This is a genomic window from Burkholderia sp. Bp9099 (assembly GCF_003857805.1).
GTDB lineage: Bacteria > Pseudomonadota > Gammaproteobacteria > Burkholderiales > Burkholderiaceae > Burkholderia.
This window is the reverse complement of record NZ_QTPU01000006.1, coordinates 37423-55994: the sequence shown is the minus strand read 5'-3', so window position 1 is coordinate 55994 and position 18572 is coordinate 37423. Positions and strand designations below refer to the sequence as shown.

Annotated in this window: 17 protein-coding genes; 4 read left to right on the top strand and 13 right to left on the bottom strand. The window is 65.4% G+C overall.

Going from position 1 to position 18572, the window contains the following annotated elements:
• Nucleotides 1-4: 4 nt before the first annotated feature.
• The 8 genes from DIE17_RS08060 to hda form a co-directional block, all read right to left on the bottom strand.
• Nucleotides 5-451, bottom strand: coding sequence for an STY0301 family protein (locus tag DIE17_RS08060; RefSeq protein ID WP_124487956.1), 447 nt, complete (start codon nt 449-451; stop codon nt 5-7).
• Nucleotides 451-768 (bottom strand): BPSL0067 family protein, encoded by a 318-nt coding sequence (locus DIE17_RS08055; protein ID WP_260426185.1) that lies wholly within the window; start codon nt 766-768, stop codon nt 451-453. Before DIE17_RS08055 ends, DIE17_RS08060 begins: the two co-directional genes overlap by 1 nt.
• A gap of 248 nt (nt 769-1016) precedes the next feature.
• Complete coding sequence (panB, locus tag DIE17_RS08050) at nt 1017-1832, bottom strand: 3-methyl-2-oxobutanoate hydroxymethyltransferase (protein ID WP_044844052.1); 816 nt, start codon at nt 1830-1832, stop codon at nt 1017-1019.
• Nucleotides 1833-1875: 43 nt separating this feature from the next.
• Entirely contained in the window at nt 1876-2562 is a 687-nt protein-coding gene (locus tag DIE17_RS08045) for a deoxynucleoside kinase (protein ID WP_124487955.1), read from the bottom strand.
• Nucleotides 2559-3101 carry a 2-amino-4-hydroxy-6-hydroxymethyldihydropteridine diphosphokinase gene (folK, locus tag DIE17_RS08040; protein ID WP_044844054.1) on the bottom strand — a complete coding sequence of 181 codons (543 nt, stop codon included), beginning with the start codon at nt 3099-3101 and terminating at the stop codon, nt 2559-2561. The genes DIE17_RS08045 and folK overlap by 4 nt, the downstream gene beginning before the upstream one ends.
• A gap of 35 nt (nt 3102-3136) precedes the next feature.
• Nucleotides 3137-4672, bottom strand: a complete 1536-nt coding sequence (gene pcnB / locus DIE17_RS08035; protein WP_124487954.1) for a polynucleotide adenylyltransferase PcnB — start codon at nt 4670-4672, stop codon at nt 3137-3139.
• A 5-nt stretch (nt 4673-4677) separates the two neighbouring features.
• Nucleotides 4678-5355, bottom strand: a complete 678-nt coding sequence (locus DIE17_RS08030) for an HAD family hydrolase (RefSeq protein ID WP_044844056.1) — start codon at nt 5353-5355, stop codon at nt 4678-4680.
• Nucleotides 5356-5366: 11 nt separating this feature from the next.
• On the bottom strand, nt 5367-6101 hold the full coding sequence (gene hda / locus DIE17_RS08025) for a DnaA regulatory inactivator Hda (RefSeq protein ID WP_044844057.1): 735 nt from the start codon (nt 6099-6101) through the stop codon (nt 5367-5369).
• A gap of 247 nt (nt 6102-6348) precedes the next feature.
• Between hda and purM the strand changes: the two genes are divergently transcribed.
• Complete coding sequence (purM, locus tag DIE17_RS08020) at nt 6349-7404, top strand: phosphoribosylformylglycinamidine cyclo-ligase (RefSeq protein ID WP_124487953.1); 1056 nt, start codon at nt 6349-6351, stop codon at nt 7402-7404.
• A 169-nt stretch (nt 7405-7573) separates the two neighbouring features.
• On the opposite strand, the gene miaA is transcribed toward purM, so the two are convergent.
• Nucleotides 7574-8551 carry a tRNA (adenosine(37)-N6)-dimethylallyltransferase MiaA gene (gene miaA, locus DIE17_RS08015; protein WP_124487952.1) on the bottom strand — a complete coding sequence of 326 codons (978 nt, stop codon included), beginning with the start codon at nt 8549-8551 and terminating at the stop codon, nt 7574-7576.
• Nucleotides 8548-10551 (bottom strand): DNA mismatch repair endonuclease MutL, encoded by a 2004-nt coding sequence (mutL, locus tag DIE17_RS08010; protein ID WP_124487951.1) that lies wholly within the window; start codon nt 10549-10551, stop codon nt 8548-8550. Before mutL ends, miaA begins: the two co-directional genes overlap by 4 nt.
• Before the next feature lie 171 nt (nt 10552-10722).
• On the opposite strand from mutL, the gene DIE17_RS08005 reads away from it, so the two are divergent.
• Entirely contained in the window at nt 10723-11406 is a 684-nt protein-coding gene (locus DIE17_RS08005; RefSeq protein WP_124487950.1) for a DedA family protein, read from the top strand.
• Between the two features lie 173 nt (nt 11407-11579).
• Here DIE17_RS08005 and DIE17_RS08000 read toward each other — a convergent pair whose 3' ends face one another.
• Nucleotides 11580-12392, bottom strand: a complete 813-nt coding sequence (locus tag DIE17_RS08000) for a mechanosensitive ion channel family protein (protein WP_124487949.1) — start codon at nt 12390-12392, stop codon at nt 11580-11582.
• A gap of 280 nt (nt 12393-12672) precedes the next feature.
• On the opposite strand from DIE17_RS08000, the gene DIE17_RS07995 reads away from it, so the two are divergent.
• Entirely contained in the window at nt 12673-13455 is a 783-nt protein-coding gene (locus DIE17_RS07995; protein WP_124487948.1) for an SDR family oxidoreductase, read from the top strand.
• Here the strand turns inward: DIE17_RS07995 and DIE17_RS07990 are convergent.
• Nucleotides 13358-14422: a hypothetical protein gene (locus DIE17_RS07990; protein ID WP_260426186.1), complete on the bottom strand. Its 1065-nt coding sequence runs from the start codon at nt 14420-14422 to the stop codon at nt 13358-13360. The two genes, DIE17_RS07995 and DIE17_RS07990, sit on opposite strands and share 98 nt — an antisense overlap.
• Before the next feature lie 728 nt (nt 14423-15150).
• Here DIE17_RS07990 and DIE17_RS07985 point away from each other — a divergent pair.
• Nucleotides 15151-17205, top strand: coding sequence for a capsular polysaccharide biosynthesis protein (locus tag DIE17_RS07985; protein ID WP_124487946.1), 2055 nt, complete (start codon nt 15151-15153; stop codon nt 17203-17205).
• On the opposite strand, the gene DIE17_RS07980 is transcribed toward DIE17_RS07985, so the two are convergent.
• Nucleotides 17147-18478, bottom strand: coding sequence for a capsule biosynthesis protein (locus tag DIE17_RS07980; protein WP_260426187.1), 1332 nt, complete (start codon nt 18476-18478; stop codon nt 17147-17149). The genes DIE17_RS07985 and DIE17_RS07980 overlap by 59 nt on opposite strands.
• Nucleotides 18479-18572: the final 94 nt, after the last annotated feature.

The following is an 18572-nucleotide window of genomic DNA, read 5'->3' as shown; positions in this document are numbered from 1 at the left end:
CGGATTACTTCCGCGGCGTGCATTGCCAGCTTTGTACGATGGCGTGCCCACGCCTGTAACGCGCGACGCAAGTCTGCGCCTGTCTGCCGAGCGGTCGTGCGATCACGACGCTCGTATTCCCGTAGTCGCATGAGACCCAGTAATCCTCACGGTTTTCAGCGAGCGACCAGGTATAGACGTCGCTTTTGGGTTCGGAGCGCGAGCGGTTCGGCAGCAAGGACATCATCCGGTCCGGCGGCCCTGACCAGAAGGTGACGCTGGCAAGCGGGTAGGTGCTTTGCGTGTCGAAGCTTTTCCAGCCATCGGGTGGTTGACCGTCGAGTTGCTGGGTAACGGCAACGCGTGCGGGGCAGTCTTCGGTCGCAGCGGACGCGGGTAATGCGACGAGTGAACTGCATGCGAGCGCGGCGATGGCGAGCAGCCGATACGGTGTTTGGCGGATGAGCGTCATTATTTCACGACCGAAAATGCATCGGCGTTATTGCTCGGATCGATGTAACGGCCATTTTTGTCCTTGCCTTTGAACGGAATGCATCTTCTCTGAATTGCCTTGAGTGAGCGCCATTGTTCAACGACGTGGATACCGCGCACATCCTGGCCCAGATAGAACGCCGCATGATTCCCATGCGATCGGCTTGGGTAGCGATCGTTCTCGAAAGTCGCAATGACGGTACCGGCGCGGATACTCCCGTCGCCGCCTATCTTTTTTCTGGGCGCCAGATGGCGGTGGGGCCGACGGAAGTAAAAATTTTGACCAGCGCGACGCATTCTCCGTCGCCTGCCAGCTTTTGCCCGACGAGGTCAGCCGCCTTTTCATACACGTGCGCCATCCTTTCCACTCCTTCGATCGACGAAGGCTTGATGGTCGCAGCGACGAAGGTGTGCAGGAATAGGACGAGTTAGAAAGTACGCGCTGTTCGTCATGCACTACGAGAAACGGCGCACCGCATCGCGGCCACGTCAGCGAGTGTGCCGCAGCAAGCGCCGACCGCGCGCCACGGCACGCCCGTCCCGCGTCAGAACGAGTGTTCCGGGCCCGGGAACGTGCGGTCCTTCACCGCGCTCACGTACGCCTCGACGGCCGCCTGGATGTTCGGCTGCCCCTGCATGAAATCCTTCACGAAACGCGGCCGCTTGCCGGGGAAGATGCCGAGCATGTCGTGCAGCACCAGCACCTGACCCGAGCAATCGAGCCCTGCGCCGATGCCGATCGTCGGGATCTTCAGCATGTGCGTGACTTCGGACGCGACGAGCGTCGGCACCGCCTCGAGCACCACGAGCTGCGCGCCCGCATCTTCGATCGCCCGCGCATCGCGCAGCAACTGCGCGGCGCCGGCTTCCGTGCGGCCCTGCACCTTGAAGCCCCCGAACGCATGCACCGACTGCGGCGTGAGGCCGAGGTGCGCACACACCGGCACCGAGCGTTCGACGAGGAAGCGGATCGTGTCGGCGAGCCATTCGCCGCCTTCGAGCTTCACCATCTGCGCGCCGGCGCGCATCAGCGTGACCGCGTTCGCGAACGCCTCGGCCGGCGTGCCGTACGTGCCGAACGGCAGATCGGCGACGACGAGCGCGCGCGGCTGCACGCGCGCGACGCATGCGGTGTGGTACGCGATGTCGTCGAGCGACACCGGGAGCGTGGTCGTGTGGCCCTGCAGCACGTTGCCGAGCGAGTCGCCGATCAGCAGCACGTCGGTGCCGGCGCGATCGAGCAGCGCGGAAAAGCTCGCGTCGTAGCAGGTGAGCATCGCGATCTTCTCGTCGGCTTCGCGCATTGCCTGCAGCTTGGGCACCGTGACGGCAGGCCGGCTCGATTCCTGGAGATAGGTCATGGGAAATCCGGTTCGATGGGGAGGAACGACAGGCGAGGACGCGTCAGCGCGTCGTCTCGCCCTTGACGAAGAATTCCTTGCGGCCGCGCATCGTGTCGATGCGCTCGATCAGCAGCGCGAGGTCTTCGGGGGAATCCAGCGGGTTCAGGTGTTCGGCTGCGACCGTCAGCACCGGCGTGCGGTCGTAGTGATAGAAGAATTCGTTGTATGCATCGACGAGCGAGCGCAGGTACGCGTCGCTGATCTGCAGCTCCATCGGCAGCCCGCGCTTCTGGATGCGCGAGAACAGCACCTCGGGGCTCGCCTGCAGGTAGACGACGAGATCGGGCGCGGGTGCCTGCGGCACGTCGAGGTGCGTCGCGATCGACCGGTACAGCTGCCATTCGTCTTCCGGCAGGTTCAGCCGCGCGAAGATGTCGTTCTTCTGCGGCATGAAATCGGCGACGACGGGCCGGCCCGTATCGAGCGCGCCGATCAGTTCGCGCGCCTGCTGCGCGCGCTGCAGCGCGAACGACAGCTGCGCGGGCAGCGCGTAGCGCGCGGTGTCGCGATAGAAGCGTTCGAGGAACGGGTTGTCCTGCGGGCGTTCGAGCAGCGCCTGCATCGACCAGCGCTCGGCGAAGAGGCGCGCGAGCGTCGTCTTGCCGACGCCGATCGGGCCTTCGATCACGAGGTAGCGATGCGGGGCGCGCAGGTCGGGCGCGGTGACGGTCAGCGGAGTGGTGTTCATCGGCAGGGGTTCTTGTCGGCGTCGGCGCCGGCGGCAAGGGCCTTCTGCATCAGGCATTGGCAGGTCTGCACCTTCTCGACGCGCTGATCGGCGACGGCGGCGAGGAACGCATCGGCGCGGCCGCGCGCGGGGATGTCGAGCGCCGGTTCGATTTCGACGAGCGGCACGAGCGCGAATGCGCGATCGGTGAGGCGCGGATGCGGGACGATCAGGTCGGGTTCGTCGATCGAATCGGAGCCGAACAGCAGGATGTCGAGGTCGAGCGTACGCGGCGCGTTGCGATACGGGCGCTCGCGCCCGAAGTGATGTTCGATCTTCTGGCAGAGCGCGAGCAGCTCCCGGGCCGACAGCGTCGTGTCGAGCTTGACGACGCAGTTGTAGTAATCGTCGCCGCCCGCTTCGAAGGGCGCCGTGCGATACAGGCTCGATTTGCCGAGGATCGAGATGGTGCGCTGCTGCGCGAGGCACACCACCGCGTCCTTCAGGGTCTGGCGCGCATCGCCGAGATTCGCCCCCAGTCCGATATATGCAACCGTCATGGCATCACTTCCTACGTCGTTCGCCGGCGAGCGCGTCAGTCGTCGGAACCGCCCGCGGTGTCCGGCGCCTGCTCGGCGGCGCCTTCGCCCGGCTTGCGGTTTCGCGCACCGCCGCGGCGGCGCCGCTTGCGGGGCGATTTTTCCTTCGAGCCGCCCTGCGTGAGGAGTGCCTCACGGGCGGCCGCGTCGCCTTCGATGAAATCCGTCCACCACTGTCCGACTTCCGCATCGAGCTCGCCGGATTCGCAGCGTAACAGGAGGAAATCATACCCCGCTCTAAACCTTTGGTGTTCCAGCAGCCGCATCGCGCTGCGGCCCGAGCGTTTTTCGAGGCGCAGTTGCAGGCCCCAGATCTCGCGCATGTCGGCCGAGTAGCGCTTGTGGATCGCGAGCTTCTCGGTCTGCATGTCGAGCACGTCGTCCATCGCGCGATGGAGCGCCGGCACCGGGATTTCGCCCTCCGCCGTGTATTGCTCGAAGCGCTGGCGCATGTCGTGCCACAGCAGCGTCGCGAACAGGAAGCCCGGCGACACCGGCTTGCCGGCGCGCACGCGCGCATCGGTGTTGTTCAGCGCGAGCGTGATGAACTTCTCGCCCTGCGGCTGCTCGAGCACGACGTCGAGCAGCGGCAGCAGCCCGTGGTGCAGGCCTTCCTTGCGCAGCTGCTGCAGGCACGCGAGCGCATGGCCCGACAGCAGCAGCTTCAGCATTTCGTCGAACAGGCGCGCGGCCGGCACGTTGTTGATCAGGTCGGCGAGCGCGTTGATCGGCTCGCGCGTGTGCGGCTCGATCTCGAAGCCGAGCTTCGCCGCGAAGCGCACGACGCGCAGCATCCGCACCGGATCCTCGCGGAAGCGCGTGGCCGGGTCGCCGATCATCCGCAACAGGCGGGCGCGCATGTCGGCCATCCCGTCGTGGTAGTCGAGCACCGTCTGCGTCGACGGGTCGTAGTACATCGCGTTGATCGTGAAGTCGCGGCGCGCGGCATCTTCGTGCTGTTCGCCCCACACGTTGTCGCGCAGCACGCGGCCGCTCGCGTCCACCGCATGCGTGCGGCGGTCGAGCTCGTCGCGCTTCAGGCGCTTCGGCGGCTCGGCCGCGGCCGCTTCGGGCGGCGCGTCGACCAGCGCGCGGAACGTCGACACCTCGATCAGTTCCTGGCCGAACTGCACGTGGACGATCTGGAAGCGGCGGCCGATCAGGCGCGCGCGGCGGAACAGGCGCTGCACCTCGGTCGGCGTCGCGTCGGTCGCGACGTCGAAGTCCTTCGGCGCGATGCCGAGCAGCAGGTCGCGCACGGCGCCGCCGACGATGAACGCGCGAAAGCCCGCCTGCTGCAGCGTGTCGGTCACGCGCACGGCGTTCCGCGAGATCAGCGACGGATCGATCTGGTGCACGCTGGCCGGCACGACGGTCGGCTCGTGGTTGCTGCGCGCCTTCCTGGCGCCGCCGCCGCGGCTCCCCTTCGCGGGGCGCGGGGCAGGGGCCGTTTCGACGGCGGGCGCCTCGACGGGTGACGTGTGTTCGGCGCCGTCCTGGCCGAGCAGCTTGCGAATGAATTTTTTGATCACGACGTTCAGAAGAGATCGAGGATGCGCCAGCCGCGGTCGCTTGCATGCGCACGCAGCGTGTCGTCGGGGTTGGTCGCGATCGGGTCGGTGACTTTCTCGAGCAACGGGATGTCGTTGTGCGAGTCGCTGTAGAAGTAGCTGTGTTCGAAGTCGTCCCAGTGCTTGCCGAGCGACGCGAGCCACGCTTCGGTGCGCACGATCTTGCCTTCGCGATAGCTCGGCGTGCCGGTCGGCCGGCCCGTGTACGGCGAGTCGGGATGGCCGTCGGTCGTTTCGACCTCGCACGCGATCAGCGTGTCGACGCCGAACGCGGTCGCGATCGGACGCGTGATGAACTCGTTGGTCGCGGTCACGACGCAGCACAGGTCGCCGGCATCGAGGTGCTTGCGCACGAGTTCGAGCGCGGCGGGCGTCATCGCGGGGCGGATCACCTCGTGCATGTACTGCTCGTGCCATTCGGCCAGTTGCGCGCGCGAATACTTCGCGAGCGGCGTGAGCATCGCGCACAGGTAAGCATGGATGTCGAGCTTGCCGGCCTTGTAGTCGGCGAAGAACTGATCGTTCTGACGCGAGAAGCTTTCCGCGTCGACGATGCCGAGCTTCACCATGAAGCGGCCCCATTCGTGGTCGCTATCGGTCGGGATCAGCGTGTGATCGAGGTCAAAGAGTGCCAGATTAGTCATGGAAGCGCATTTTACTCGAAGCGGTTCGGGCCTGTGCCCGGTGGTGCGATGTCGTCGCCGGGGCGGGCCAGCATCCGGCGCAGCAGCGGCAGCGTGACGGCGCGTTTCTGCTCGAGCGAGAAGCGGTCGAGCGCGTCGAGCAGCGCCATCAGGCTCGGCATGTCGCGGCGGAAATGGGTGAGCAGGTAAGCGGCGATGTCGTCGGTGAGCGCGATCCCGCGCTCCTTCGCCGCGAGCTTCAGTACGGCGATCTTGCCGGCGTCGGACGGCGGCGACAGGTGGAACACGAGCCCCCAGCCGAGGCGCGTGCGCAGATCCTCGCGCACGTCGAGCGCGAGCGGCGCCGCGGGGCCCGCCGCGACGAACGCGCTCGACGGGTGCGCGCGGACCTCGTTGAACAGGTTGAACAGGGCGACCTGCTGCGTGTCGCTCATCTTGTCGCAGTCGTCGATCGCGTAGATGCCGATGCGCGGGTCGAACGTGAACGCGCCGAGCGGGCTTTGCGGCGTCAGATAGCGCGCGTAGCCGTACGACGCGTCGCTCACGAGCGCCTGCAGCAGGTGGGTGCGGCCGCTGCCGGGCTCGCCCCAGATGTAGAACGACCGGTCCGGCACGGGCCCCGCCGCGAGCGCGAGGTCGAGCTTCTGGAGCCGCGAGATGAGCTCGTCGTTCTCCTCATTCATGATGAAGTTGTCGAACGTGGCGGGCGGCGGCGTGCCGAGATCGAGCGTCAGTTGACGGGACACAACAGTCACAATGCAGGTCGGTTGATGAAACGCGCGCCGTACGCCGGGCACGCGCGCGGGGCTGCTCCGGTGCCTGAACACGCGGCCGCACGCACGGCGGCGCGCGGTTTCCGGCGCGGCTCGCGGGGCGATGAAAACGGGGACGTGTCGACCAAGATGCAATCCCTGACGATTCGGTGCTGGGAATTCCGGCCAACGGGCCGGCTTCGGGTAAAATCGCATTTTACCGACCTTCTCGCATTCCCCCATGAATCCTCCGAAATCCGCTCCCGACGCCCAAGGTCTGTCCTACCGCGACGCAGGCGTCGACATCGACGCGGGCGACGCGCTCATCGACAAGATCAAGCCTTTTGCGAAGAAAACCCTGCGCGACGGCGTGCTCGGCGGCATCGGCGGGTTCGGCGCGCTGTTCGAAGTGCCGAAGAAGTACCAGGAGCCCGTGCTCGTGTCGGGCACCGACGGCGTCGGCACCAAGCTCAAGCTGGCGTTTCATCTGAACAAACATGACACCGTCGGCCAGGATCTGGTGGCGATGAGCGTGAACGACATCCTCGTGCAGGGCGCCGAGCCGCTGTTCTTCCTCGATTACTTCGCGTGCGGCAAGCTCGACGTCGACACGGCCGCGACCGTCGTCAAGGGCATCGCGCACGGCTGCGAACTGTCGGGCTGCGCGCTGATCGGCGGTGAAACGGCCGAAATGCCGGGCATGTACCCGGACGGCGAATACGACCTGGCCGGTTTCGCGGTCGGCGCGGTCGAGAAGAGCAAGATCATCGACGGCAGCACGATCGCCGAAGGCGACGTGGTGCTCGGCCTTGCCTCGAGCGGCATCCACTCGAACGGCTTCTCGCTCGTGCGCAAGATCATCGAGCGCGCGAACCCCGACCTGTCGGCCGATTTCCACGGCCGCTCGCTGGCCGACACGCTGATGGCGCCGACGCGCATCTACGTGAAGCCGCTGCTCGCGCTGATGCAGAAGCTGTCGGTGAAGGGCATGGCCCACATCACCGGCGGCGGCCTCGTCGAGAACATTCCGCGCGTGCTGCGCGAAGGCCTCACGGCCGAGCTCGACCAGACCGCGTGGCCGCTGCCGCCGCTGTTCAAGTGGCTGCAGGAGCACGGCGGCGTCGCCGACGCGGAAATGCACCGGGTGTTCAACTGCGGGATCGGGATGGCCGTGATCGTCTCGGCGGCCGATGCCGACGCGGCGATCGCCGACCTGACGGCCGCCGGCGAACAGGTGTGGAAGATCGGCACCGTGCGTGCGAGCCGCGAAGGCGAGGCGCAGACGGTCGTGGTCTGACGCAGCGCACGCAGGATGCAGCAAGGAGAGCCGCCCGGAGTCGATCCGGGCGGCTTTTTTTCTGGCGTGGCGCTTGGCGTATTGGCGGGCGGCCCGAAAGAGGAACGACGCTGACCGAAGACGAGGGTATCGCGCGCAAGCAGGATCGATGCGCGGCGATCCTGCCCCGTTATTGATCGTCGATGCGGCCGTCGAGCACGCGTTCGAGCGTGTCGAGCGCCTGCGCCGTCGAATCCGGCGCGACGCAGTCGACGACGATCCGCTCCGGCATCGCGCGCAGCCACGTGATCTGCCGTTTGCACAGCTGGCGCGTCGCGAAGATGCCTTTGTCGCGCATGGTCCGGTAGTCGGTGTCGCCGTCGAGGAATTCCCATGCCTGCCGGTAGCCGACACAGCGCATCGACGGCAGGCCGAGATGCAGATCCTCGCGGCGGCGCAGCCGTTCGACTTCGTCGATGAAGCCCGCGTCGAGCATCGCGTCGAAGCGTTGCGCGATGCGCGCGTGCAGCACCGCGCGGTCCGACGGTTCGAGCGCGACCGGCACGAAGCGATAGGCCGCGGCCGCGTCGTCCGCGCGCCGCGGCGCGGCGAGCAGCGCCGACATCGGCTGCCCGCTCAGCAGGAACACTTCGAGCGCGCGCTGGATCCGCTGCGAATCGTTCGGTGCGAGCCGCGCGGCCGTCGCGGGGTCGACCTGCGCGAGCCGCGCGTGGAGTGCCGGCCAGCCGTCGCGCGCGGCCTCGGCGTCGAGCTCCGCGCGCACGGCCGGATCGGCGGTCGGCAGGTCGTTGAGGCCCTGCGTGAGCGCCTTGTAGTACAGCATCGTGCCGCCCGCGAGCAGCGGCGTGCGGCCGCGCGCGGCGATCTCGCCGATCAGGCGCAGCGCGTCCGCGCGGAATTCGGCCGCCGAATATGCATCGGCCGGGTCGATGATGTCGATCAGGTGATGCGGCACGCTCGCGCGCTCGTCGCGCGTCGGTTTCGCGGTGCCGATGTCCATGTCGCGGTAGACGAGCGCCGAATCGACGCTGACGATCTCGATCGGACGGCGCGCGGCGAGCGCCAGCGCGGCGGCCGTCTTGCCGGAGGCGGTGGGGCCGAGCAGGCAGGCGATCGTCGTCGGGGCGGACTGCGGTGAAGCGTTCATTGCCCGCGCATGAAGAGACGGTCGAGATCGTTCAGCGTGAGCTGATACCACGTCGGCCGGCCGTGATTGCACTGGTCCGCACGTTCGGTCGCTTCCATCTGGCGCAGCAGCGCGTTCATCTCGTCGAGCGTCAGGCGCCGGTTCGCGCGCACCGCGTGGTGACACGCAAGCGTGCCGAGCAACTCGTGCTGGCGTTCGGTGAGCACGCGCGAACCGCCGAACGCGTGCAGGTCGGCGAGCACCGCGCGCGCGAGCGACTGCAGGTCCGCGTCCTTCAGCAGCGCGGGCACCGCGCGGATCGCGAGCGACGTCGGCGACAGCACCGCGAGGTCGAAGCCGAGCGATTCGAGCGTGTCGCGTTCTTCCTCGACCGTGCCGATCTCGACCGGCGTCGCCGTCATCGAGATCGGCAGCAGCAGCGACTGCACGGCGACCGTGCGGTCGGCGAGCGCGTTCTTGAACTGTTCGTACAGGATCCGTTCGTGCGCCGCGTGCATGTCGACGATCACGAGGCCGTGCGCGTTCTGCGCGAGCACGTAGATCCCGTGGATCTGGCCGAGCGCGAAGCCGAGCGGCTGCTCGTCGTGCGCGGTGGCGGCGAGCGGCGACGCGACGAAGCCCGACAGCGGCGCGGCCGGCGCGGCCGGCGCAGCCGCTGCATCGGCCGCGTCGCGCGCGACGATCGTCGTGCCGTCCGGCGTGCCCGCGCCGGTGTCCTTGCGGCCGAACAGCGCGTCGTAGAGCGCGAGCGGCTGCGCGACCGGCAGCGTGCCCTGCGTCATGCGCGCCTGGCGCATCCACGTGTTGCCCGACGACGAGGAGGACGACGGCGACGAGAAGCCGCTGCCGCCCGTGCCGGCGGCCGCGCCCTGGCCGAGCGGCGTATTCAGGAACGACGCGGGGCCGCTCGGCGCCGGTGAGAGTTGTGCGGCATGGCCGCCCACGGTGGTTTCCGGCGACGCGCCTGCATGGCGCGCGAGCGCGCGCTGCACCGCGTGGAAGACGTACTGGTGGATCGAGCGCGAATCGCGGAACCGCACCTCGATCTTCGACGGGTGCACGTTCACGTCGACGGCTTCGGGCGGCAGATCGAGGAACAGCACGTACGACGGGTAACGGTCGCCGTGGAGGACATCCTCGTACGCCGCGCGCACCGCGTGCGTGAGCAGCTTGTCGCGCACGAAGCGGCCGTTGACGAAGAAGTATTGCTGGTCGGCGCGGCCGCGGCTCGCGGTCGGCAGGCCCGCGCAGCCGTAGACGGCGAGCGGCCCGGCCTGCTCGTCGAGCGGCAGGTGTGCGGTCGCGAAGCCGTCGCCAAGGATCTTCGCGACGCGCTGTGCGGGTTCGGTCGCGTTCCAGTGCTCGACGGCCTTGCCGTTGTGCAGCACCGAGATCGCGACGTCCGGCCGCGCGAGCGCCGCGCGGCGGATCATTTCGAGGCAGTGGCCGAACTCGGTCTGCTCGCTTTTCAGGAATTTGCGGCGCGCGGGCGTGTTGAAGTACAGCTCGCGCACCTCGATCGTCGTGCCGACCGCGCCGGCGGCCGGCGACAGCGCGCCCGTGGTCGCGTCGATCTTCGTCGCATGCGCGACCTCGGCCGTGCGGCTCGTGATCGACATCTCGGCGACCGACGCGATCGACGCGAGCGCTTCGCCGCGAAAACCCAGCGTCGCGACCGCCTCGAGCTCCTCGAGCGAGCGGATCTTGCTCGTCGCGTGGCGCATAAGCGCGAGTGGCAGTTCGTCGGGCGGAATCCCGCAGCCGTCGTCGGTGATCGAGATGCGCTTGACCCCGCCTTCCTCGAGCACGATGCGCAGCGTCGTCGCGCCGGCGTCCATCGCGTTCTCGAGCAACTCCTTGACGACCGACGCCGGGCGTTCGACCACCTCGCCGGCGGCGATCTGGCTGATCAGCTGGTCGGGCAGGGGCTGGATCGCGCGCAGCGGGCGCGCGGCGGGCGTGGGCACGGCGCCTGCGGCCGTTTCGGTGATTTCGGACATGGCCGAATTATAGCGAGGCGGCGGCGGATGCCGTGGCCGGGGCCGCTTACGTTTTTTTCACGGAGCCTTAAGGTAGTTTCGGTATGATGACTGCGTTCCGCGCACCGCCTTGTCCGGCGGGCACTTCCGCTTTTCGGCCACTCCGGCCCTTTCGCCTTCGAGGAATCGCATTTGGATACGCTGCTTCATTTCGTCAACCTGGTCCTGCATATCGACGCGTTCCTCGGCGACTTCATCCGGCAGTACGGTGCGTGGGTGTATCTGGTGCTGTTCCTGATCGTGTTCTGCGAGACGGGGCTCGTCGTGTTGCCGTTCCTGCCGGGCGATTCGCTGCTGTTCATCGGCGGCGCGTTCGCGGCGACGGGCGACATGAACGTCGGCGGGCTGATCGTGCTGCTGCTGGTCGCGGCGATTGCCGGCAATACCGTGAACTACCTGATCGGCCGCTGGGTCGGGCCCAAGGTGTTCAATACGCATATCCCGGTGCTCGAGCGCTTCCTCGATCGCGCTGCGCTGCAGAAGACCCACTCGTTCTACGACAAGCACGGCGGCAAGACGATCGTGCTCGCGCGCTTCATCCCGGTCGTGCGCACGTTCGCACCGTTCGTCGCCGGCGCGTCGTCGATGAGCGTCGCGCGCTTCCAGCTGTTCAACGTGATCGGCGCGTTGCTCTGGGTGCTGCTGCTGGTGCTGCTCGGCTACTTCTTCGGCAATATTCCGTTCATCCGCCAGTATCTGAACGTGATCGTGCTGGCGGGGATCGGCGCGGCGATCGTGCCGGTCGCGCTCGGCGCGCTGTGGAAGCTGGTGCGCGGGCGGCATTCGGGCGGTACGCAGAACACGCGCGGCCACTGAGCCTGCGCGTTTTCGCTTCGGCGCAGTAAAAAGCGTGGCAGTTGCCACGCTTTTTTTCGTCCGTGCGGTTCGTGCGGTCCGATCGATTGCCGATGTGCGGTATCGGCCGATCCGGCTGCTTGACGCCGGCTGCTTCAGTCAGAATCCTGCGAACCGCTTGGCGACACCGTTCCTCAGGTCGTGCGATGGAAGATCGGCGTTTCGGGCGTCGGGTATTGCGCGTCGCGGAACGTCTCGAGGATCACGCGGTTGGTGTCGCAGTACACCTGCCAGTAGTTCTCCGGCTGCGTCGACGGACGCACGAACAGCAGCGGGCCTTCCGGCGTGAACTGCAGCACGCCGACGTCCGGCGCAGGCACCTTCATCACGTTCGGGATCAACTGGATCTGCGTCTTCAGGCGGTTGATCGCATCGGCCGCGTCGACGCCGTTCGCGATCTTCGCGGTCAGGTCCACGCGGCGATGCGGCGTCGCGCTGTAGTTCGCGATGTTGTCCGAGAAGATCTTGTTGTTGCCGACGATCGTCACGACGTTGTCGGCGGTGATGATCGTCGTGCCGAACAGGCCGAGTTCCTTCACCGTGCCCGTGACGCCGCCCGCGCTGATCACGTCGCCGATCTTGAACGGACGCAGCACCTGCATGAACACGCCGGCGGCGAAGTGCGCGAGCAGGCCGCCCCACGCCGTGCCGATCGCGAGGCCGAGGCCGGCGAGCAGGGCGGCGAACGACGTGGTCTGAACACCGAAGATCTGCAGGATCGCAAGGATCAGCAGGATCGTCAGCAGCACGCTGACTACGGAGGTCAGGTAGTCGGTGAGCGTCGGGTCGACCTTGCCGCTGCGGCGTACCACCTTGCCCAGCAGGCGCGTGCCGAGGCGGATCGCCCAGCGGCCGATGAACCACAGGACGATCGCGGCGAGGAGGTTGAGGCCGAAGTCGAGGCCGCGGGTCATCAGGAATTGCTGAGTGGATTCCAGGTTCGGCATGGGGGCTCCATAAATGAAAAAGGGGCCGGCAGGCGGCTTTTCGACGGAAGGTTATAACCGAAGAGAAGTCGATCGAGGATGAAAGAGTGTTAAAACCCCGAGCGATGCAGCAGGGGAGATGTTTTCCCGACGCTTATGCCGAAGCGCGGAAATGCCCGAGTCGCCGGATTGCCGTGCGGACTGTTTGGGGAAAATATTCTATGAATGATGCGCGTTTTTTGTGGGGCATGTCGGATAATGCTGCCGAAAATATCACGATACAAATCCATATCTCTCGACCATGCCTACACGAAAAAACGGGGTTCCGCGTTGCGTGCTGATTACGGGTGCAACGGGCGGCATCGGTTCCGCGCTGGCGCAGGAATACGCGCGTGCCGGCTCGGCGGTACTCATTTTGCACGGCCGCAATACCGCGCTGCTGCAACAGGTGAGTGACGCCTGTACCTCGCTCGGTGCGCGTGTCATCACGGCGGCATTCGATGTTCGCGATCACGAGACGTTGCGGAATTGGGTCAGCGAAATGAGCGCGGCCGAAGCGCCAGATCTCGTGATCGCAAATGCCGGCGTCAATATCAATACCGGCCCCGGGCATCAAGGCGAAGACTGGGAGGACATGCACCGTCTGCTGGACGTGAACGTGAAGGCAAGCATCGCCACCGCGCATGCGGCGATGCCCGCGATGCGCGCGCGCCGCGCAGGGCAGATCGCACTGGTCAGCTCTCTTGCCGCATGGCGAGGATTGCCCGAGACGCCCAGCTACAGTGCGAGCAAGGCTGCGGTGAAGGCCTACGGGGAAGCGATGCGCGACGGGCTGGCTGCGGAGGGTGTCAAGGTCAACGTGATCATGCCTGGCTACGTCGAGTCGCAGATGTGCTTCGATATGCCCGGTCCGAAGCCATTCCTCTGGAAAGCGCCGAAGGCGGCGCGCGTGATACGCGTGGGCCTGAGCACCAACCGTGCGCGAATCAGCTTTCCATTCCCACTGAACCTCGGATGTTTCCTGCTGGCCGGATTACATCCGGCCGTATCCGGCTGGTTCCTGAGTCGGCTGGGTTACGAGTAAGCGCGACTTGCTCGGGCGCGGTGCGAATCATCCCGATCGGGGCTGGCTGTTCGGCAGGGGGAAGTTGAAGGAGCTTCTGTGCGGCCACGCGCAGTGCGTGTAGGCGGGCCGGATCGCCGGCCAGCGCGCATAGTGCATCCACCCAGATCTGCGGATCATTGGCGAGCAAGAGGCCGTTCTCGGCGTGCCGGATGACCTCTTGATACGGGCCCGCGGCGGCATACAGCCCCACCGCGCGGCAGCGGGCGATATCGTAGGCCTTCACGTGCGCGCGCGTAGTGTTGAACGCGGAGGGTAGCAGCGGGGCGAGGCCGATATGGCCGTCGAGAAGGCGGCAGTGGCCGCGATAGTTGGCCCAGTCCATCGGATGTACGACCCGTGTGCGTGGCAGGCTGCGAAAGAGCACATTCACCGCATGCGCGCCAATCAGCTCGAAATGGACGTTCGGACAGCGTGCGAGCACTTGCGCGATGATCGGTTGCAGCCATGTGATCTCGGCTTCATGAGCGGCGCTGCCGTGATAGAACACGAGGATCGGCGATTCCGGTGCGTCGACTACAGCGTTGCGTACCTGCAGCGGGCGGGCATCCTCCGGCAATGCACGCGGCGTCACGAGTTTAGCCGCCCGCTCCGGATAGCGATCGCGTAGTGCCTGCGTCGAAAACCAGTATTCCGTGGCAAGGTCGCGGATGTCCGCGGTATGCGCATGGCAGTATTTGCGGAGTTTTTTCACATACGGGCGAGGCAGCCCGTTCCATGACCGTGGCTGCAGCAGGTCATCGTCCATGAAATACACGATTCGCGCCAATTGCGCGCGATGAATGTGCAATGCGCGCGCCCATCGCGTGTTCAGGTAGCGGATGATCACGACGGCCGTCCCCGTCGCCAGGTCACCGGATTCCGGCAATGCACTGTCCAGGTTTTTATAGACGACAGGCAGCCCCGACTCCCGCAGGCGCGGCAGCACGTAATAATCCGTGGACGGATTTTCACCTTGATGAAGAACGAGCCAACGTAGCACCGCCGTGTTGCCACGGAGGTGAGACGGGCCGTGTGCCGATTTTCGGTATAGGAGCCTGCGCAACATCAGAACATCAAATGCGTGTGGTTGGTCGGCGCGCGTATGCGCGACTCGTGCAAAATCATCCCGGCATGAGCGGGCGTTCTGGACTTTTTGTTGATTGGGTGATTCTAAAGATGTTTGATCGTGTGTGCGCAACTGGCAATGACAAATTTATATGGCTCCACCCTCGTAATAATTTTTAATATTGTAAATTATTTACATTTGTGATGTCGGTACGGGTTGATGTTGCATCCGCAACCGATGGCAGGCCATGGGGCGGAGCGGCCGCTCCAGTGTGCATTAATCGGCTTGCCGGTCTCTTTGAAGGGGATTGCCCGTTAAAATGTCGACATCCACCGGATACGGCAGTGGTGGTGGGTCGAGAAGTACAATGCGATTGCTCCCGCGCGAGGATGAGGGCAGGTGGTGAGCGCATGAATTGCATCATGCGCGCAGCATTTCTGCCGTTGTCGTCCGGTTGCGCGGATCGATATCCGAAGGTCCGCTCGACATGACCGTCCCGGTGGGCGCATCGATATTCCATTACTCCGGCTTCGCAGGATATACCTCCGCTTTCGGCAATTACCGGATCGCGTGAGCGCGTGTGGCCGCATTTGTCGAGGCTCAAGTTTTTGACTGATTTTTCTGTTGGCCGGGGCGAAGTCGCCGGGCAGCCGCTTCGCAAAGCGTCGATAGGTTCGCTGCCGCGCGCCTATACGATGGCGCCGGGCGTGAACCGCATCCCGACACTCGCCGCGTTGCTGGATGATTTTCAACTGCACTACCGGCCGGTGGGCCAGCCGGTCGCGGGTGCGGGTGTCCTTGCATGGGGGCGCCGTCCGAGCGCAATGGCCGCCGAGCGCTACGCGAAGAAACATGGCCTCGCGGTCTATCACATCGAAGACGGCTTCGTGCGTTCAGTCGGACTCGGCAAGGACGACCCTCCGCTTTCGGTCATTTTCGACGATGTCGGGCTTTATCTCGACGGCAGCCAGCCATCGAGGCTGGAATCCCTGATTGCGCAGCCGCTGCGCGACGACCAGATCACGCGGGCTCGCGCACTGGCTGCGGCATGGCGGGACGGCCGCGTGTCCAAATACAACCACAGCCGCGACCTGGACAGGGCATTGCCCGATGGATGCATATTGGTCGTGGACCAGACGCGTGGCGATGCCTCGATTTCCTGCGGTCTTGCCGACGCGTCCAGCTTCCACCGCATGCTGGAAGCCGCGCTGCGCGATCATCCCGATCGCACGATTCTGCTCAAGGTTCATCCCGACGTCGTGTCCGGCCGCAAGCAAGGCCATTTCGATCTCGACGCGGTGCGCGCGATGCCGCGCGTGCGCGTGCTGGCCGACAGCGCGCATCCGGCCAGTGTGCTGCCGCTGGTTCACGAGGTTTATACGGTGACTTCGCAACTCGGTTTCGAGGCATTGATATGGGGGCTGCCGGTGCGTGTATTCGGCATGCCGTTCTACGCGGGGTGGGGGCTGACTCGGGACGAGTTGCCGGCACCCGGGCGACGCGGTATGGCCACGTTGGAGCAACTCGTTCATGCTGCGCTGATCGATTATTGCCGCTATGTCGATCCGGAAACCGGCAAGCGCTGCGAGGTTGAAGCCGTGATCGCGTGGCTGGCATTGCAGCGCCGGATGCGGCAACGATTTCCCGTCGAGATCGATGCGCTCGGGTTTTCAGGCTGGAAGAAGGACTATGTGCGTCAGTTTTTCGGCGGCAGCGCCGTTCGATTTCGCTGGCGGGTGCCGCGGGCGAGCGATGCCGCCGTGGCCACGTGGGGACGCAAGCTTGACGACCGGCTTGCCCCCGCATTGTCCGCGATGCACCCGGTCATCCGCGTCGAGGACGGCTTCGTGCGCTCCGTCGGCCTCGGCGCCGACCTGACTCGCCCGTTGTCGTGGGTGCAGGACGACATCGGCATCTATTACGATGCCACCCGGCCTTCCAGACTGGAAATGCTGCTTGCACACGCGACGTTTTCCCCCGAACTGGTTGAACGTGCAGCCAGCCTGCGCCGGGCCATCTGCGATGCGGGCATTACCAAGTACAACCTCGCCGGCCGCGCGAACTGGAGCCGTCCGCAGGGGCGGCGCGTGATTCTGGTGCCCGGACAGGTCGAGACGGATGCGTCGATCCGCTTCGGTGCGTCGGATATTCGCAGCAATATGGATCTGTTGCGTGCGGTTCGGGTCGCCAATCCCGATGCGTACCTGCTGTACAAGCCGCACCCGGACGTCGTGGCCGGCCTGCGCAATGTGGGGCGCGGCGAGGGCGACGCGGCGCAGTGGTGCGACGAGACGCTTGGCTCAGTTTCGTTTCACGAACTGCTCGGCAGCGTGGACGAAGTGCATGTGCTGACGTCGCTGGCCGGGTTTGAGGCGCTGATGCGTGGCGTGAAGGTCGTGACTTACGGGCAGCCTTTCTACGCGGGCTGGGGCATGACACGCGATGCCGGCTTGACGGAAGCGGTGCGTCAGCGGCGCGCTCGTGTGCTGAAGCTCGACGAGCTCGTGGCGGCGGCGCTGATTCTGTATCCCACCTATGTGAGCCGAGCGACGAAGCGCTTCACCACGCCGGAGCGGGCACTGCAGGAACTCGTCGAATGGCGTGCTACGCCGCAGGTGCCACGTTGGCGCCACTGGGTTGCACGTCTGTTTCGGGAGGCTTAGCCACGGGGCGCGTACCTGCCGGCTCGATGCCGCTGCCTTTCAACGAACCGAAGATCGGAACGTTCGACCGCAGCGCGCGATCGAGCCGCGGGGGCGGATCGACGAAGGCGCCGTGGCCATTGACCTCGTCTTTCATCACGCGGCGTACGATTTCGACGCACGCTGCGTCGCGGCCCGCACGGTTGTAGAACGAGCCATGTATCTGGACGGTGGCGGCAATTGCGGCCACGAAGTCGTTGAGCAACGGCTTATTGACGCGCTCGGGCTTGGTCCAAAACGTTTCCAGCGAACCCTGGTGCGTGAGTCCTGCGATGTCGTACATCGCCATGCCGAGCACTTTCACCGGGCAATTGGCACGCAACGCGTGCAGGCCCACGGTCGAATTCACCGTAATGACCCCCTTGCTGTGCTTGATCGTGCGCTTGAGGTCGCAGTCCGTCACGGCAATGACGCGCGATTCCACGTCATAGCGTTTTGCCGTGCGCGCGACGAATTTCTCCCAGCGCTCCATGCCATTGTCGAGCGGATGCAGCTTGATGATCAGTGAGCCGTCCTGCGGAGCATGCTGGGCGAACGACGAAATGACTTCCTCGATCACTTGCCGTTGATCGTTGTATGCCGAATTGGCTCGCAGCTGGTAATCGGCCTGCATTTGCAGCGCGAGCATCCAGTAAAGATCGTCCGAATGTCGCAATACGTCCGCGGCGGCAACCCGCGCGGGCTCATGCAGGCGCTGGCTGACCATCCGCGGCAGCCAGCGCAGATAGTCCAGTAATGGCAGGTAATATTTGTCGGTGCGATAGAGCGGGAAAAAATATGGTACTAGCGAGGTCAGGAGGTTATAAAGCACCTCGTTGAACGCTTCTTGCCCGAAGCTGTGTGAATAATGCTTGGTGTCCGGCTTGAATGGTCCGACACGGCGGGCAATTGCGCGGATCGCCTTTGGGTCCGTGGGGAAGTGTGACAGCGTGCCCATGCCGCCGCGCTCGAGGGTGAGCCAGTCGGGGCGCAGGTAACCGAATTCGATTGAGTACGTGCGAATACCGAGTGATTCGGCGACTTCGCGCGCGACCGCATGATAGGGCAGGCGGTCGGCAAAGTAGATGATGTCGGTGATCTCGTGGCGCACCAGATAATCGCGCAGAAAGCCGGCCCAGCGGCTAAAGCGGCCGCGGTAGTTGACCGCGCCCGGTTTGCGCCAGTAGGCCCAATCTCCCAGAGACAGATTGATTCGATGCGTGCGCACGAGTGCGGCATCGAAGTGGTCGCTCAACTGACGCCAGAAAAGCGAGGGCGGCCCCTGGAGAAATAGGATTGATCGGTGCATGACGGATACTTTTAGGTTTTTCTAGTCTTCCTCAGGCCGT

Bases quoted from the DNA above. Each gene is read 5' to 3' on its own strand.
- DIE17_RS08030 (WP_044844056.1), bottom strand. From the start codon at position 5,355: ATGACTAATCTGGCACTCTTTGACCTCGATCACACGCTGATCCCGACC.
- miaA (WP_124487952.1), bottom strand. From the start codon at position 8,551: ATGAACGCTTCACCGCAGTCCGCCCCGACGACGATCGCCTGCCTGCTC.
- panB (WP_044844052.1), bottom strand. From the start codon at position 1,832: ATGACCTATCTCCAGGAATCGAGCCGGCCTGCCGTCACGGTGCCCAAG.
- DIE17_RS08045 (WP_124487955.1), bottom strand. From the start codon at position 2,562: ATGAACACCACTCCGCTGACCGTCACCGCGCCCGACCTGCGCGCCCCG.
- folK (WP_044844054.1), bottom strand. From the start codon at position 3,101: ATGACGGTTGCATATATCGGACTGGGGGCGAATCTCGGCGATGCGCGC.
- mutL (WP_124487951.1), bottom strand. From the start codon at position 10,551: ATGTCCGAAATCACCGAAACGGCCGCAGGCGCCGTGCCCACGCCCGCC.
- DIE17_RS08000 (WP_124487949.1), bottom strand. From the start codon at position 12,392: ATGCCGAACCTGGAATCCACTCAGCAATTCCTGATGACCCGCGGCCTC.
- purM (WP_124487953.1), top strand. From the start codon at position 6,349: ATGAATCCTCCGAAATCCGCTCCCGACGCCCAAGGTCTGTCCTACCGC.
- DIE17_RS08060 (WP_124487956.1), bottom strand. From the start codon at position 451: ATGACGCTCATCCGCCAAACACCGTATCGGCTGCTCGCCATCGCCGCG.
- DIE17_RS07995 (WP_124487948.1), top strand. From the start codon at position 12,673: ATGCCTACACGAAAAAACGGGGTTCCGCGTTGCGTGCTGATTACGGGT.
- DIE17_RS08055 (WP_260426185.1), bottom strand. From the start codon at position 768: ATGCGTCGCGCTGGTCAAAATTTTTACTTCCGTCGGCCCCACCGCCAT.